Origin of the sequence: Desulfonatronum thiodismutans, from assembly GCF_000717475.1 — a bacterium.
In the GTDB taxonomy this organism is placed as follows: Bacteria; Desulfobacterota; Desulfovibrionia; order Desulfovibrionales; family Desulfonatronaceae; genus Desulfonatronum; species Desulfonatronum thiodismutans.
In genome coordinates this window covers 136,060-150,369 of the sequence record NZ_JPIK01000013.1, presented here as the reverse complement: position 1 = coordinate 150,369, position 14,310 = coordinate 136,060, and the positions used below count along the sequence as shown (strand labels likewise).

At 60.7% G+C, this 14,310-nt stretch carries 14 protein-coding genes; 7 read left to right on the top strand and 7 right to left on the bottom strand.

What is annotated here, in order from left to right:
• Positions 1-7 precede the first annotated feature (7 nt).
• The 7 genes from pyk to GY33_RS0110685 form a co-directional block, all read right to left on the bottom strand.
• The gene (pyk, locus tag GY33_RS0110715; RefSeq protein WP_031387340.1) at positions 8-1,426 is read right to left on the bottom strand and encodes a pyruvate kinase; all 1,419 of its coding nucleotides are present in this window, start codon (positions 1,424-1,426) and stop codon (positions 8-10) included.
• A gap of 58 nt (positions 1,427-1,484) precedes the next feature.
• On the bottom strand, positions 1,485-2,390 hold the full coding sequence (locus GY33_RS19190) for a rhomboid family intramembrane serine protease (RefSeq protein ID WP_051822516.1): 906 nt from the start codon (positions 2,388-2,390) through the stop codon (positions 1,485-1,487).
• Positions 2,387-2,767 carry a flagellar basal body rod C-terminal domain-containing protein gene (locus GY33_RS0110705; RefSeq protein ID WP_031387338.1) on the bottom strand — a complete coding sequence of 127 codons (381 nt, stop codon included), beginning with the start codon at positions 2,765-2,767 and terminating at the stop codon, positions 2,387-2,389. Before GY33_RS0110705 ends, GY33_RS19190 begins: the two co-directional genes overlap by 4 nt.
• Positions 2,768-3,054: 287 nt before the next feature.
• Positions 3,055-3,855, bottom strand: a complete 801-nt coding sequence (gene folE2 / locus GY33_RS0110700) for a GTP cyclohydrolase FolE2 (RefSeq protein WP_031387337.1) — start codon at positions 3,853-3,855, stop codon at positions 3,055-3,057.
• Positions 3,856-3,867: 12 nt separating this feature from the next.
• Positions 3,868-4,287, bottom strand: a complete 420-nt coding sequence (nikR, locus tag GY33_RS0110695) for a nickel-responsive transcriptional regulator NikR (RefSeq protein ID WP_028573348.1) — start codon at positions 4,285-4,287, stop codon at positions 3,868-3,870.
• Entirely contained in the window at positions 4,280-5,011 is a 732-nt protein-coding gene (locus GY33_RS0110690) for a class I SAM-dependent methyltransferase (protein ID WP_235185505.1), read from the bottom strand. The genes nikR and GY33_RS0110690 overlap by 8 nt, the downstream gene beginning before the upstream one ends.
• Complete coding sequence (locus tag GY33_RS0110685; RefSeq protein ID WP_031387335.1) at positions 4,999-5,562, bottom strand: hypothetical protein; 564 nt, start codon at positions 5,560-5,562, stop codon at positions 4,999-5,001. The genes GY33_RS0110690 and GY33_RS0110685 overlap by 13 nt, the downstream gene beginning before the upstream one ends.
• 381 nt (positions 5,563-5,943) lie before the next feature.
• Between GY33_RS0110685 and gap the strand changes: the two genes are divergently transcribed.
• From gap to GY33_RS0110650, 7 genes are all read left to right on the top strand, one after another.
• Complete coding sequence (gene gap, locus GY33_RS0110680; protein ID WP_031387334.1) at positions 5,944-6,948, top strand: type I glyceraldehyde-3-phosphate dehydrogenase; 1,005 nt, start codon at positions 5,944-5,946, stop codon at positions 6,946-6,948.
• A gap of 183 nt (positions 6,949-7,131) precedes the next feature.
• Positions 7,132-10,632, top strand: a complete 3,501-nt coding sequence (gene dnaE / locus GY33_RS0110675) for a DNA polymerase III subunit alpha (RefSeq protein ID WP_031387333.1) — start codon at positions 7,132-7,134, stop codon at positions 10,630-10,632.
• Between the two features lie 13 nt (positions 10,633-10,645).
• Positions 10,646-11,032: a 6-carboxytetrahydropterin synthase QueD gene (gene queD / locus GY33_RS0110670; protein ID WP_031387332.1), complete on the top strand. Its 387-nt coding sequence runs from the start codon at positions 10,646-10,648 to the stop codon at positions 11,030-11,032.
• Between the two features lies 1 nt (position 11,033).
• Complete coding sequence (gene dtd, locus GY33_RS0110665; RefSeq protein WP_031387331.1) at positions 11,034-11,498, top strand: D-aminoacyl-tRNA deacylase; 465 nt, start codon at positions 11,034-11,036, stop codon at positions 11,496-11,498.
• Positions 11,499-11,519: 21 nt separating this feature from the next.
• Positions 11,520-12,752 carry a PP2C family protein-serine/threonine phosphatase gene (locus tag GY33_RS0110660; protein WP_051822515.1) on the top strand — a complete coding sequence of 411 codons (1,233 nt, stop codon included), beginning with the start codon at positions 11,520-11,522 and terminating at the stop codon, positions 12,750-12,752.
• Positions 12,753-12,812: 60 nt separating this feature from the next.
• Positions 12,813-13,160: an STAS domain-containing protein gene (locus GY33_RS0110655; protein ID WP_035271871.1), complete on the top strand. Its 348-nt coding sequence runs from the start codon at positions 12,813-12,815 to the stop codon at positions 13,158-13,160.
• Between the two features lie 39 nt (positions 13,161-13,199).
• The gene (locus tag GY33_RS0110650) at positions 13,200-14,306 is read left to right on the top strand and encodes a DUF342 domain-containing protein (protein ID WP_031387328.1); all 1,107 of its coding nucleotides are present in this window, start codon (positions 13,200-13,202) and stop codon (positions 14,304-14,306) included.
• The last annotated feature ends 4 nt before the right edge of the window (positions 14,307-14,310 follow it).

Sequence of the window (14,310 nt, the reverse complement as noted above, 5' to 3'; positions counted from 1 at the left end):
GTGGACGTTATTTGGTGTAGATTTTGATCTGGTTGGTGGACATTCCCTTTTGTCCCGGGGTTTTCTGTCCCGAAGTGATGACCACGTTTTCTCCGGGCAGGAACTCGGAAAACTCCTGCACGAAATTGGTGGCCCGGCCCATATGGCTGTCCAATTGCGGCTTCACGAGGCGGGGATGGACCCCCCAGACAAAATTCAGGGCCCGCAGGACCCGGTCGTCGGTGGTCAGGGCGTAGATGGGCCGGGCTGGTCGACGGCTGGAAACCAACCGGGCCGTGGTGCCGCTGGTGGAGTGGCAGACCAGGGCCTTGCTCTCGGCGTTGTCCGCCAGCAGACAGGCGGCATAAGCCAAATACTTGCCGGGATTTTTTTCCTTCTTGGGAAAGTAGGGCTCACCCAGCCGCTCCAGATAATAGGCCTCCGCGTCCCTGGCAATGTCGTGCATGTAGCGCACCGCCTCCACCGGGTTGTTGCCCACCGCGGTTTCCTCGGACAGCATCACGCAGTCCGCGCCGTCCAGAATGGCGTTGGCCACGTCCGTGCATTCAGCCCGGGTGGGAATGGGGTTCGTGACCATGGACAAGAGCATCTGGGTGGCCACGATAGCCGGTTTTTGGGCATGGCGGCAGGCCCGGAGGATTTTTTTCTGGATGATCGGCAGGGCCGAAAGCGGGCACTCCAGGCCGAGGTCGCCCCGGGCGACCATCACCCCGTCGGCCAGAGCCAGGATGGAATCCAGGTTGTCCACGGCGTTCTGGCGCTCCAGTTTGGCGATCACCGGAATCCACGCACCCTGCTCCCGGATCACTTGCTGCAGGTCGGCCACATCCGAGGCTTCCTGCACGAAGGACAGGGCCACGGCGTCGATGCCGATCTCCAGGGCTTCGCGGACATCCTTGCGGTCCTTGTCCGTCAACGCCTTGATCGAGAGGCTCTTGCCGGGAAAGGAAATTCCCTTGTGCGAGGTCAGATAGCCCCCGTTCTGGGCCTCCAGTTCGAAAAGTTCGTTCTCCTGAAGCACACGGGAGACGCGAAACTGGAGCATGCCGTCACTGAGGTTCACCGGCATGCCTACCTGAAGGCCTTGCAGCAGGGCCGGAATCTCCAGGCTGATATAGGGAGCGGAACCAGGGCGCTTCAGCTCCAGAGGCCCCAAAAGAACGTGGCCTCCCTTGTTCACTTGCAGCGGCGAACCATCCACGTCGCCGATGCGCACCTTCGGACCGCACAGGTCGGCCATGGCGGTTAGCGGCAGTTCCAGCTCCCGCTCCAAGCCGCGGATCATCTCCATGGCCGGAACGAAAAATTGGGCGTCGGCATGGGAGAAGTTCAGTCGAAAAATGCGGACCCCATGCTGAACCATGGCCTTCATTACATCGTAGTTCAGCGAAGCCGGACCGAGGGTGGCGACAGTCTTGCAGTGCATTGCGGTTCTCCTTTGTGGATCGAAACAAAAAAACGGTTGATGTGGATCGGGCAAAAGCTCAGCCACCTTCCAGGACCAGCCACCAGGATCCGGCAATCACTGCCAGGGCGGCCAGGAGCAGATGATTCTGACGGGTTTCGCTGACGTGGCGCGGCCCCAGCAGGGTATAGGCGATTCCCAGAACGAAACCCACCACGCAGCCCATCAGGTGTGCCCCGATGTCGGTTTGTACGTCGCTGCCCAGCATGGCCAGCAGCCCGAAGGCCGCCCCGGCGGGAAGCAGCCAGGATCTGGCGCCGGAATACTCCGTGCCCTCCACGGGAAACACCCGGACCCCGCCCAGCAGCCCCACGGCCGCGAAAACCGCCGTGGAAGCCCCGATGGAGAGGAAACCGGCCTGATGCAGCCAGGCATTGAGCAGATTCCCGCCGGCCCCGGCCAGAACGATCAGCAGCCAGGCCGCGCCCACGCCCACTCTCCGGCACAGCAGCGTGCCGAAGACAGCGATGCCCAGCATGTTCCCAGCCAGATGGCGGGCGTCCGCGTGCAGCGTCAAAGCGGTCACCGCACGCCAATATTCGCCTTCGAGAATCCGGGCCGCGTGAGCTCCGGCCTCCATGATCATGGCCTCATGAGCCCCGTCGCGGGACGTGACCAAGTGGAAAACCAGCAGAAGCAGGGCCGCCGCCGCTCCGGTCAGGGTTTGCGGCGGGGGGGGGGGAGATAGGGCCGGACGAGGGCGGTGGTCCTCCAGAAGGGGGTTTTCGAGATTGAACTGTTCGATTTCCGTCACGGCCTGGGAAACGTCCCGCTCCAGAACTTCCAGGGTCCACCCCCAGCCGGAACGACGGAAACGATAGGGAATTCCCGCGGCGGCCAAGACCAGGGCGTACCGATCCGCCTGGTGCGAAGTCAGATTGTCCCAGAGCGAGCGAGGCTCGTCCTGGGCCGTGAAGTCATTCACGCACGCAGATCCAGGACGGTTCCGGTCATGTCGTCCCAGGCACGGACCATGGCCACGTTGGCTTCAAAGGCCCGCTCGTCCCGGATTGAGTTGACCATTTCCGTAACCAGCTCGGTGTTGCTGCCCTCGGTCAGTCCCCAGACCGTGTTCAGCACCCCGTCCTCGTCCACTTTTCCTTCCAGCGCGGGCATAAGCGGACCGGGCGAGGTGTCTTGGTCAATGCTTTGCGGCCGGACCCCGTAGCCATCCGGCCCGGTTTCCAGAGTCAACCGCGAGGCCTTGAATTCAGGCGTGTTGATGTTGGCCACGTTGTTCGCCCCGATTTGGCGGGACAAACCAATGGCCTGCATGGCTTGGATATTGGGGGATATGTTCATGTTCGGCTCCTTGTCCCGAGGGTCGACGGTCCAGGTCGGTGCCGCGAAAAGGCAGGGTCAGAAGACAAAGTCTACCCGAGTCGATCTTGTTTTTCAAATCCTGATGACGATCCAGGACAGATTTGGTTTCGATCCTCATCCGTTATCTGAATCGGTATCGAAATCGAAATCGTGATCGAAATCGAACATCATGTCCAGGAAGATGACGTCGTCGTGGGGCGATGTACGGCATTTTTCAATTCCGATTTCGATAGCGATTTCGATTTCGATTTCGACTGGCTGACCAGCTATCCCGCTACCACATTCTTCGCCTGGGCAAGGGACCGCTCGATCCGGGCGTAGGCGCTGTGGTTGTGGATGGATTCCTGGCTTTCCACTTCGACCCGGTACCACAAAAGCTGATTCAGGCGTTCCAGGCCGCGGGAAACGTTGCGGACCACGTCTTCCACGAAGCAAGGTTGTTCGAACGCGTTGTCGATGATCCGTTTCTCGTCCTCGCGCTTGAGCAGGGCGTAAACCGGAGAGGAAGCGGATTCCTGCGCCAGTTCGATCAGGTCTTCCAGCCAGATCAGCCCCTTGTTTCGGGTCCTGATCCGGACCATGGCCCGCTGACTGTGAGCGCCTCGTTCGCAAATGGCCAGGGAGCAGGGGCAGACGGTCATCACCGGGACCTCCACCTCCAGGCCGAACAGCAGCCGACCATCTTGGTGTTCCCCGACCACCCGGCATTGATAGTCCATCCGGGAGCGGCTGCCGCTGGCCGGCGCGGACCGCTCCAGGAAAAAGGGAAAACAGAAGCTGATCCAGGCCTTCCGGGCGTCCAGCCGGTTCTGGATGTCGCCCAGGAGGTGCTTCAAGTTCGGATAGTCCAAAACACCGGACCAGGCCTGCAGGGCCTCCACGAACCGGCTCATGTGGGTGCCCTTGAAGCGGGCCGGCAAGTCCACGCCCATTTCCACCTGGGCCACGGTGTTCTGCCGGCCCTGGGCCCTGTCCAAAACCGCGAGCGGAAAGTGGACGTGGCGGATGCCGACCCGGTCAATGTCCACGGGAACCGTGGCCGGGGTGTTTTGAACGTCGTCGAGCATGGGCCCCCGGCTTTACTCCAGGTTTTTGCCGGTGGTGGTCAGGTTCAAGGTGCCGTGTTTGACCCCCTTGGTGGCGGTCAGTTTTGCGCCCAGGTCACGCAAGCGCTCGCCGGTTCCGCGCAGCACCAGAATTTCCATGCAGTTGTGGTGGTCCAGGTGGACATGCTGGGAAGTCACGATGATGTCCAGATAGTCGTGCTGCAATTCGGTCAGCTTCTGGGCCAGGTCGCTTTGATGATGATCATAGACCATGGTCAGCGTGCCCGCGGTTTCCCCGTCCAGATCCTCCCACTCTTTTTGAACCAGCATATTGCGGATCAGGTCGCGGATGGCCTCGGACCGAGTCTGGTAGGATCGCTCATCGCACAGCGCGTCAAATTTCTCCAAGAGATCGGAATCCAATGAAACCCCAAATCGAATCGTCTTACCCATGCTCCACCTCGCTTTTTTGTGCTTCCCAGATATTGATGTTCACCGTGTATCCTTCGGTCGGCACCACCTTGCGCGTGGCCCGGCGCACCTCCCAGTCGGCTTCCCGCAACAGTTCCCAGGCGCCGGAGGAGACGCTGCGCTCCGGCTCGGCCAGCCAGACACGGCCGCCTGGGGCCAAAACATGCTCGAAAAGACGCATCAGGGGCTGAGCAAACCGCTTTTCGTAAAAGATGTCCGCCCCCCAAATCAGGTCGAAACAGCGAGGCTTGAGTCCGGGCCACCGCCAGTCCATCTGGACCCAGAGCGGCGGGAATTCCACTCCGTTTTCCTCGGTGTTCACCTGGGCATACCGCAGGGCGTCCCGGATGTAGTCCAGCCCTATCACTCGCGCCCCGGCATCCGCGGCCACGCAGGCGCTCAGGCCCAAACCGCAGCCCACGTCCAGGCAGACCTTTCCTCGAACCCGGTCCCGGCATTGATCCAGCCACTCCACCAGCAGCAAACTGGCCGGCCACAACTCCACCCAATAGGGAATCCGCTCATCCGGCCCGAAATCAGCCTCGCCCATTTGTCGCCACAGCGCTTCCAGGTCCCCGGGGCGATAAACGGCCCAGGACCGCTTCGCGACATCGAACCGCAGACATTGCGCCGCGGCAACCAAGGCCGCGTGGCGCGCTGCATCGCCGTCTCGGTTTGGAAACAACGCGGAGTTCAAGGGCAGCAAGCTCCCTGCTCCGCTGGGGCCTCCACGTCGCGCACGACGTCTTCGCCCTTGTTGGAGAGAATAAATCCCTTCTCTTTCCTGCCGGATGAGTCGCCGGATTGGATTTTCAGAATATACCCATGCAGATACAGAAACTCCAAATCATCCGCCCGACAGGCCGCCTCGGCCTCCTTGCGCGGGAAGATGCCGCCGGATTTGCGCAACCTGCAGAAATGATAGATGTCTCGAAGAATATCCACCTGATCCGGGGTCAGGCAGTGGCGTTCCGCGTGGAGTTGGATCGCGGCGTCCAGGGAGTCCAATCGGTACTTGGCCTCCAGCTTGCGTAAGGTCCACTCGCCCTTGCGCGTCAACTTAAACCCGCGCACCTCTCCGCCACAGGGCATCATCAAGGTCACGGACTTGACGTAGTCGTTGTCTTGCAGACTCCGCAACTCCTTTGGATCGTAGATCAAGGCGTCCTTAAGCGGAAGGCATCCCCCCTTGGACCCCACCTTGGTCAGTACGTGGATGTCCTTAAGCATGTAAAACTGATTTTCCGTCACCTGCATGAATCATCCTCAAGAAGCCGATTCGCCGCGAAAGCCCCTGGGCAGATTTGCTCTAACTCGTCCACTATCTGAACCGGTATCGGTATCTAAATCGAAATCGAAATCGAAATCGTGATCGAAATCGAGCGTCATGCCCAAGAAAATGATGTTATAACGGAGTTATGCACAGCTATTTTCAATTCCGATTTCGATTTCGATCGCGATTTCGACTTTGATGAGAACAGATTTTCCCTGACAAAAGCCCTCTCAGGAGTGCAATCTGATTTCCTTTTGCTTATCCTCAAAGCTTGGTATATATCTTCGGTGTCGGCTTCTGGCAATGGCCGTTGCGATCTTTTTTCATCAACATCTTGGTATTGTTCCAGAAAGGAGGAATATACGATGCCCGTACGCATAGGAATCAACGGTTTTGGACGCATCGGACGGTATGTGGTGCGGCTGTTGGCTGAAAACAAGAATCTGCAACTGGCGGCGGTCAATGCCCGAGCGGACAACAAGGCCCTGGCTCACTTATTAAAGTACGACTCCGTCCACGGGCGGTTCAACGGGGATCTGGAAGCCAACGACGACGGGTTCCTGATGAACGGAAAACAAGTCAAGGTTACCCGCCATGGACCGGGGGAATGGGCCTGGAAGGACCTGGGCGTGGACATCGTCCTGGAAACCACCGGCAAGTTCACCGACCGGGAAAGCTGCCAAAAACATCTGCAATGCGGGGCGAAAAAGGTGCTGATCAGCGCACCGGCCAAAAATCCGGATCTGACCGTGGTCATGGGAGTCAACGACAACGCCTACGACCCCTTCACCCACCATATCCTGTCCAACGCTTCCTGCACCACCAACTGCCTGGCCCCGACGGTCAAGGTGATCAGCGACGCTTTCGGCTTTGACTACGGGCTGATGACCACGGTCCATTCCTACACCATGAGCCAGCGCATCCTGGACGGCTCGCACAAGGACCCGCGCCGCGGCCGGGCCGCCTGCATGTCCATGCTGCCCACCACCACCGGCGCGGCCCGGGCCGTGGCCGAAGTCCTGCCCGAAACCAAAGGCCGACTGGACGGGATGGCCATCCGCGTACCCACGCCCAACGTCTCCATGGTCGATCTCGTGGTCCACACCACCAAACCCACGGACAAGGACGCCCTCAACGCCGCCTTTCGCCAGGCCGCCGAAGGCCCGTTGAAGGACATCCTCGGCTATACCGAGGAACCACTGGTTTCCGTGGACTACTACGGCAGCATCTACGGCGGCGTGGTGGACGGCCCCTGCACCAGCGTGATGCGGGACAAGATGGCCAAGGTCATCGTCTGGTACGACAACGAGGCCGGATTCTGCAACCAACTGATGCGCCTGACCGCCAAGGTGGCCAAGTCTTTGGGATGAGTCCCCACTCACGAAATTCCCTCGGCCCCAGGGGCGGAAAAAGGAGAAGGTCGAAAGATGAATGGAGCGGCACGGGGAAACCCGAACATCGATATTCGTCCGGATGCCAAGCCCCGACTTTCACGCTTTTCCACCCTCCGGCTCCTGAATTCTGAATTCTGACTTCTGTCTTTCACTTCCCCCATGCCCGACTTCGTTCATCTGCACTGCCACACCGAATACAGCCTGCTGGACGGCGCGATCCGGATCAAGGATTTGTGCGCCAAGGCCAAGGATTTCGGCATGAATTCCGTGGCCATCACGGACCACGGCAATCTGTACGGCGCGATCACGTTCTACAAGACGGCCAAGTCCTTCGGGCTGAAGCCGATCATTGGCTGCGAGGTTTACGTGGCCCGGAACAGCCGCCACGACCGGGACGCCCGCTCCGCGTCCCAGGCCGGATACCATCTGGTACTTCTGGCCCAGAACGAGACCGGCTACCGCAACCTGATTCGTCTCGTGTCCATGGGGCACATGGAAGGCTTCCACTACAAGCCGCGGGTGGACAAGGAAATCCTGACCCGACACTCCGAAGGGCTGATCGCGCTCTCCGCCTGTCTCAAGGGCGAGGTGCCCTACAAGCTGACCCATGAAGGATTCGACATCGGGCTGGAGACGGCCAGGTTTTACGCGGACGTGTTTCCGGGGCGGTTCTATCTGGAAATGCAGGCCAACGGGCTGGCCGACCAAGTAATCCTGAACGAACGGCTGCAAGAACTGGCCGAGGCAACCAAGCTGCCTTTGGTGGCCACCAACGACTGCCACTACCTGACCGCCGAGGACGTCCAGGCCCATGACATCCTGCTCTGTATCCAGACCAACGCCTGTGAGACGAGCGAAAAGCGGATGCGCTTCGACACCAAGGAACTGTACTATCGCGGCCCCGAGGAAATGGAGGCCGCCTTTGCCCACTGCCCCCAGGCATTGGCGGCCACCGCGGAAATCGCCGAAGCCTGCAATCTGGAACTGACCTTCAACAAGCCACACTTCCCGGCCTATAGCCTGCCCGAGGGCATGACCCTGGAGGAGGAGCTGCGCCGGGCCGCCCGCAAGGGGCTGGATGAGCGGCTGGCCAAGATTCGACCGGGAGCGGAGCGGGAGGTCTACGACCAGCGGCTGGCCTTAGAGCTGGACGTGATCTGCTCCAAGGGCTTTGCCGGATATTTCCTCATTGTCCAGGATTTCATCAACTGGGCCAAGTCCCGGAACATCCCCGTGGGCCCGGGCCGGGGGTCCGCCGCCGGCAGCCTGGTGGCCTACGCCCTGCGGATCACGGACCTGGACCCCATCCCCTACAATCTGCTTTTCGAGCGCTTCCTGAACGCCGAACGGGTCAGCCTGCCGGATATCGACGTGGATTTCTGCTTTACGAGACGCGAAGAGGTGCTCAGGTACGTTTCGGAAAAGTACGGCCAGAACAACGTGGCCCAGATCATTACCTTCGGCCGGATGAAGGCTCGGGCCGCGGTGCGCGACGTGGGTCGGGCACTGGGGCTCAAGCCCGCGGAAACGGACAAGATCGCCAAGCTGGTTCCCGGCTCCCTGGGCATGACCATTGCCAAGGCCCTGGAGCAGGAGCCGGATCTGAAAAAGCTGGCCGAGAGCGATCCCACCGTGGGCCGGTTGATCGACATTTCCCTGCGCCTGGAAGGGCTGGCCCGGCACGCCTCCACCCACGCGGCGGGCGTGGTCCTCTCGGACCGGGCCATGGTGGAGCACGTTCCGCTGTGCGTGGGCAAGAAGAAGGAAACCGTCACCCAGTGGGACATGAAGTGCGTGGAGAGCGTGGGGCTGATCAAGTTCGACTTTCTGGGCTTGAAGACCCTTACCGTGATCCAGGACGCCGTGGATCTGATCCGCGAGGGCGGCAAGGCCCCGCCGGACATGGCCCACCTGCCCCTGGACGACTCCGAGACCTTCAAGCTGCTCTGCGAAGGCCGGACCGAGGGCATCTTCCAGTTGGAAAGTTCGGGGATGCGCAAGGTGCTCATGGATTTGCGGCCCTCCTGCTTCGAGGACGTCATCGCCCTGTTGGCCCTGTACCGGCCGGGTCCGCTGGAAAGCGGCATGGTGACGACCTTCATCCGCTGCAAGCACGGCCAGCTCCCGGTGGAATACCTGCTGCCCCAGCTGGAGCCGATCCTCAAGGACACCTACGGGGTGATCCTCTACCAGGAACAGGTCATGAAGATCGCCTCGGACCTGGCGGCCTACTCCCTGGGCGAGGCGGACATTCTGCGCCGGGCCATGGGCAAGAAGGACCCCCAGGTCATGGCCCAGCAGCGTTCCCGGTTCATGCAGGGCGTGCGCGAGAACGGCCTGCCCGAGAGCAAGGCCGCCCAGATTTTCGACCTGATGGAAAAATTCGCCGGATACGGCTTCAACAAGTCCCACAGCGCGGCCTATGCCTTGATTTCCTATCAGACCGCCTATCTCAAGGCCCATTATCCAGTGGAATTCATGGCCGCGTTGATCAGCTCGGAAGTGGACAACGCGGACAAGATTCTGCGGTACCTCAACGACTGCGGGGAGATGGACATCCCGATCCTGCCGCCGGACGTGAACCACAGCCAGGCCCGGTTCAGCGTCGAGGAGGACAAGATTCGCTTTGGTTTATCAGGGGTCAAGAACGTGGGCGAGGAGGCCATTCGGGAAATCATCCTGGGCCGGGATGAGGGGCTGTATCGCGGGTTGACCGATCTGTGCCAGCGGGTGAATACCCGCAAGGTGACCAAGCGCGTCCTGGAATACCTGATCAAGAGCGGCGCTTTCGACTCCATCCACCCCGGACGGGCCAGGGTGCTGGCCGGAGTGGATACGGCCATGGCCACGGCTCAGAAGCGGGCCAAGGAAAAGAAGCGCTCACAAATGTCGCTGTTTTCCTGTCTGCCCGGCGGAGAGAACATGGCCCTGGAACTGGCCTGTGGCCTGGATCCGGTGGGCGACGGACCGGAACCGGAGTGGAGCGACGAGGAAAAGTCCCGCTTTGAAAAGGAAGCCCTAGGATTCTTCCTGACCAGCAACCCGCTGCGCCCGTTTCGCGAAGAAGCCCGTCGGCTGGGAGTCCGCACGATCCAGGAATGCCAAGAGCTGTCCAAGAAAACCGAGGTCCGGTTGGGTGTCTTGGTCACCGGGATCAAGGAATTCCAAACCCGCAGGGGCGACAAGATGGCCTTTTGTCAGATCGAGGATCTCACCGGCATGGCCGAGGCTACGGTCTTCGGGGATGTCTACGTCCCGGCCAAGAGTCACTTTCAAAGCGACCGCCCGCTGCTCCTGGAAGCCCGGATCAGCGATTACGAGGGCCGAGGGGGGGATGCGGGCTCGGAAAACGCTCCTCAACAGCTCAAGCTGGAAGTGCTGCGAGTCAGTCTTCTTGACGAGGCCTGCGCCCGCAACGACGAGCCGGTGCATCTGCGCATCGGGCGCGCCGACCTGGCCAAGGAAGATCTCCTGGAATTGGACCGACTCTTCAAAAAACACCCGGGTCAGACACCGGTCCGGGTGGTCCTGGACCTGCCCGAGGGGCGATGCACCCTGCAACTCGGCCCCCAGCACCAAGTGTCCCCGGGCCCGCAATTCTGGAAGGACGTGACCGCCTGGCACGATGCCGGGTCCGCGTCGCCCCCGCCATCAGCCTGAACGGAAAACATCCATGTCCAAAGGTATCTGGAGACTGACCGTCTCCGACCATTTCAGTTCCGCCCACCAGTTGCGCCATTATCAGGGCAAGTGCGAATCCCTGCACGGCCACAATTTCGCGGTCCAGGTCCAGGTCCAAGGCCGCGACCTGGATCCGAAGCTGGGCATTGTGATGGATTTCCAGGAACTCAAGACCCTGCTCAAGCAAGTCCTGTCCGAACTGGATCACCGCAACTTGAACGAACTGGCTGAATTCAACGAAATCAACCCCTCCTCGGAGCACCTGGCCCGGTATATTTATCACCGCCTCGCGGCCCTGCTGCCCGGACCCGGAGCAACCATGCACGCCGTTTCCGTGGCCGAGGGGCCCACCTCCATCGCCACGTATTCGGAGGAATGACATGCGGCTGGTGATCCAGCGGGTCACGTCCGCTTCGGTGACGGTGGAAGGCGAGCCCGTGGCGGCCATCGACCTGGGACTGCTGGTTCTGGTCGGATTCGGACGCGAAGACGAGGACGAGCCGACGCCTTCGCCCATGCTGGCCCGGATGGCCCGCAAGCTGGCCCAGGTCCGGATCTTCCCCAATGAGACCGGAAGGCTTGACCGGGACGTGGTGGATGTGGGAGGTCGAATTTTGGCCGTATCCCAATTCACCCTGCACGCCGATTGTCGCAAGGGGCGTCGCCCTTCGCTCCATCCGGCCGCGGATCCGCGCCGGGCGGAAACGCTGTTCACGGCCTTTGTTTCCGAATTGGAATCCCTGCTACCCACCCGGGTCGCCACCGGTCGCTTCGGCCGGGAAATGAACGTGGCCCTGTGCAACTGGGGCCCTCTGACCCTGGTCTGGGACTCCCTGGATGTTTAGCCGTTTGCTTTCTTGGACTCCATGACGACACCGCACCAGGACACGCACCAGGATGCCCGACGGAACGGCCATCCCAGCGTCCACCCGAACGTCCATCAGGGTGGCCATACGGGCGTGGACGCCCTGATCAGCGTCATGATCGTGGACGACTCCATAACGGTGCGGCACTACCTGGAGCAGATCCTCCAGGACGAATACCGGATCCGCTCCTGTCGCGACGGCGTCGAGGCCCTGGAAGCATACCGGGAAGACCGCCCGGAAATCTGCGTCCTGGACATAAACATGCCCCGAATGGGCGGCCTGGAAGTGATTCGCCATGTTCGCGGGGAATTCCGGGACCAGGACTTGTTCATCCTGGTTCTGACCTCCGAGGACTCCCTGGAACAAAAGTCCGAAGCCTTGCACCTGGGGGCCAACGATTATCTGATCAAGCCCTTCGACACCTTGGAATTGTTGGCAAGAATTCGGGTTGCCGAGCGTCAGGTCCGCCTGACCCGAGGTCTGCGCCAAGCCTACGAGATCATGCACCGGGAGATCGAGGAAATCGCGCGGCTGCAACGTCGCCTCCTGCCCACTGCTTCCCCCCATCACCCCGGAATCACGGTCCAGAGCCTCTATCTGCCTTCGTCCCAAGCCAGTGGCGATTATTTCGATTATTTCTCCCTGCCCGACGGTGGACTGCGGGTGGTCATGGCCGACGTCAGCGGGCACGGGGCCAAGGCCGCCTTCATTATGTCCATGGTCCGGGCCATGGTTCGCTTTTCCGGTGCTCCGTCCCAAAGCCTGACCGCTCTGGTGGAACTGATCAACGATCAGTTACGCAGGTTTGCGGGAGAAGACGGGGATTTCGTCACCCTGTTCGTCGCGGATGTCCGGGCCGACCTGTCCGCCCTGGACTACATCAACGCCGGGCACGTTCCGGGCATGGTGCTGCGCCGCGGAGCGGTTCCGAAACAGTTGCCCGCAAGCATGCCCGCACTGGGCGTAGTTCCTTGTACCGCGCACCCGAAGACCGTCGAACTGGAAGGCGAGACCGTGCTTTTTTTCTTTACCGACGGCTGCTATGAATGGGAGATCGACCACGGAGAGTTCTTTGGTCTGGAACGGTTCATGGAACGGGCCGCGACGTTCGCCAGTCATCCGGACTGCGTTCTCGAGAACCTGTTTTTCGGTTTGGGGTGTTCCCAAACCCCTCGGCTCGACGACGACGTCAGCGCCCTGCGGGTGGGACTGCGCGGACCGGGTTCACGATAACGAACCGCCCCTCGGTCTCATCGCTCCCTCGCGTTCAGACATTCATCAACAGGAGGAATCATGGCCGACTTGCACCATGAACCAATGACCAACTGGACCAAGGTGTCCTTGTCCGGGAAGATCACCTACGAGGCGACACAAACAATGAAGACCCAGGCCGAGACCATCCTGACGGAGATGGGCGAGCGGCCCATCCTGGTCTGCGATCTCGGTCGCGTCACGTTTCTGGACAGCTCCGGAATCGGATTTCTGGTCTTTCTGAGCAACAAAGTTCGCCAACGGGACGGCTGTTTTTATCTGTATCAACCCAACGACGTGGTCGTAAAAACCCTGGAATTGGTCCAACTCCTGGCTTTTTTCGAGTGTATTGAGAACGAATCCGAACTGGTCACGTGCCTCCCGGTGTAGACCGGAAGTCTTTTCGCCTCGCCAGCGAGTGGAGATGCCATGAGTTTTGTTTTGAAGCATCACTTTGATCCGGACTTCAATCATCTGGACATAAAGGCCAAGGCCCGGGGCAACGAACGGGTGGACCACCTGAACCGCGACTACGTCCACAACGTGGTGGCCGGACAGGTTCTGGCCGAACTGGTTCAGGCGACCGATCAGGATGTTACCCAGCACGATTCCCGATTCATTCTGGATCAGCCGATTTTCCCCGTCGGCACGAACACCGAGGTCGATCCTCAAAACCCCAAACTTCTGCTGGCCACGGCCAACGGATACGTCTATTACGACCCCGACGGTCGGATCTCCGTCAAAACCCTGCTCAACGTCCGCCGGGACGTGGACTACGCCACGGGCAACATCTCCTTTGTCGGCGACGTCGTGATTCACGGGTCGGTACGCTCCGGGTTCAAGGTCAAGGGTCGAAACATCCTGGTCAAAGGCCCGGTGGAGGCCGCGGTCCTGGAGGCATCCCAATCCATCCAGGTGGAAGCCGGGATCAAGGGAGACCACCGGGCCGAATTGAAGGCCAAAAATAGCATCAAGGTCAAATTTTGCGAAAACGCCCTGCTCAGTGCCGGCAAGAACCTCCTGGTGGAAGGGGCCTGCCTGCACTGCAAGTTGCTGGTGGGCAACGCCCTGGCGGTGGGGGACAGACTGATCGGTGGTGAAGCCGTCTGTCGGAGACTGGTCCGGGTCGGCGCACAGCTGGGCGGCGGCCTGAGCACCGTCACCACCGTCACCCTGGGCTATGATCCTTTTTTGATGCAGAAAATTTCCGACTTGGAAAGCACGATAACGACATTGAGAGCCCGCCGGGGGTCCCTGGACGCTCGAAAGAAGCAAAGCAAAGCGGAAACGGAGTTGATGCGGGAGTTGGATCACAAACTGTCGGTCCTGGAAAAACAGCGCTTCGCCTGGACCGAACGGATATCCACCTCGGATCTGGCTTCTTGCGCGGTGATCGTGCCCGGAGAAATCCGGCCGGGAGTGGACATCAGCATCGGCCAGGCCTTTTTGCCCATCGCCGATCCCGTTTCCAACGTCAGGCTGACGCTGCGCGACGCGCAGATCGAAATGACATCCCCGGCGGAACCCAAAAAGTAAAAGG

What these genes read in the sequence shown, in the direction of transcription:
- queD (WP_031387332.1), top strand. Translation starts at nt 10,646, where the DNA reads ATGTCCAAAGGTATCTGGAGACTGACCGTCTCCGACCATTTCAGTTCC.
- nikR (WP_028573348.1), bottom strand. Translation starts at nt 4,287, where the DNA reads ATGGGTAAGACGATTCGATTTGGGGTTTCATTGGATTCCGATCTCTTG.
- GY33_RS0110650 (WP_031387328.1), top strand. Translation starts at nt 13,200, where the DNA reads ATGAGTTTTGTTTTGAAGCATCACTTTGATCCGGACTTCAATCATCTG.
- GY33_RS0110655 (WP_035271871.1), top strand. Translation starts at nt 12,813, where the DNA reads ATGGCCGACTTGCACCATGAACCAATGACCAACTGGACCAAGGTGTCC.
- pyk (WP_031387340.1), bottom strand. Translation starts at nt 1,426, where the DNA reads ATGCACTGCAAGACTGTCGCCACCCTCGGTCCGGCTTCGCTGAACTAC.
- gap (WP_031387334.1), top strand. Translation starts at nt 5,944, where the DNA reads ATGCCCGTACGCATAGGAATCAACGGTTTTGGACGCATCGGACGGTAT.
- folE2 (WP_031387337.1), bottom strand. Translation starts at nt 3,855, where the DNA reads ATGCTCGACGACGTTCAAAACACCCCGGCCACGGTTCCCGTGGACATT.
- GY33_RS0110660 (WP_051822515.1), top strand. Translation starts at nt 11,520, where the DNA reads ATGACGACACCGCACCAGGACACGCACCAGGATGCCCGACGGAACGGC.
- dnaE (WP_031387333.1), top strand. Translation starts at nt 7,132, where the DNA reads ATGCCCGACTTCGTTCATCTGCACTGCCACACCGAATACAGCCTGCTG.
- GY33_RS0110685 (WP_031387335.1), bottom strand. Translation starts at nt 5,562, where the DNA reads ATGCAGGTGACGGAAAATCAGTTTTACATGCTTAAGGACATCCACGTA.
- dtd (WP_031387331.1), top strand. Translation starts at nt 11,034, where the DNA reads ATGCGGCTGGTGATCCAGCGGGTCACGTCCGCTTCGGTGACGGTGGAA.
- GY33_RS0110705 (WP_031387338.1), bottom strand. Translation starts at nt 2,767, where the DNA reads ATGAACATATCCCCCAATATCCAAGCCATGCAGGCCATTGGTTTGTCC.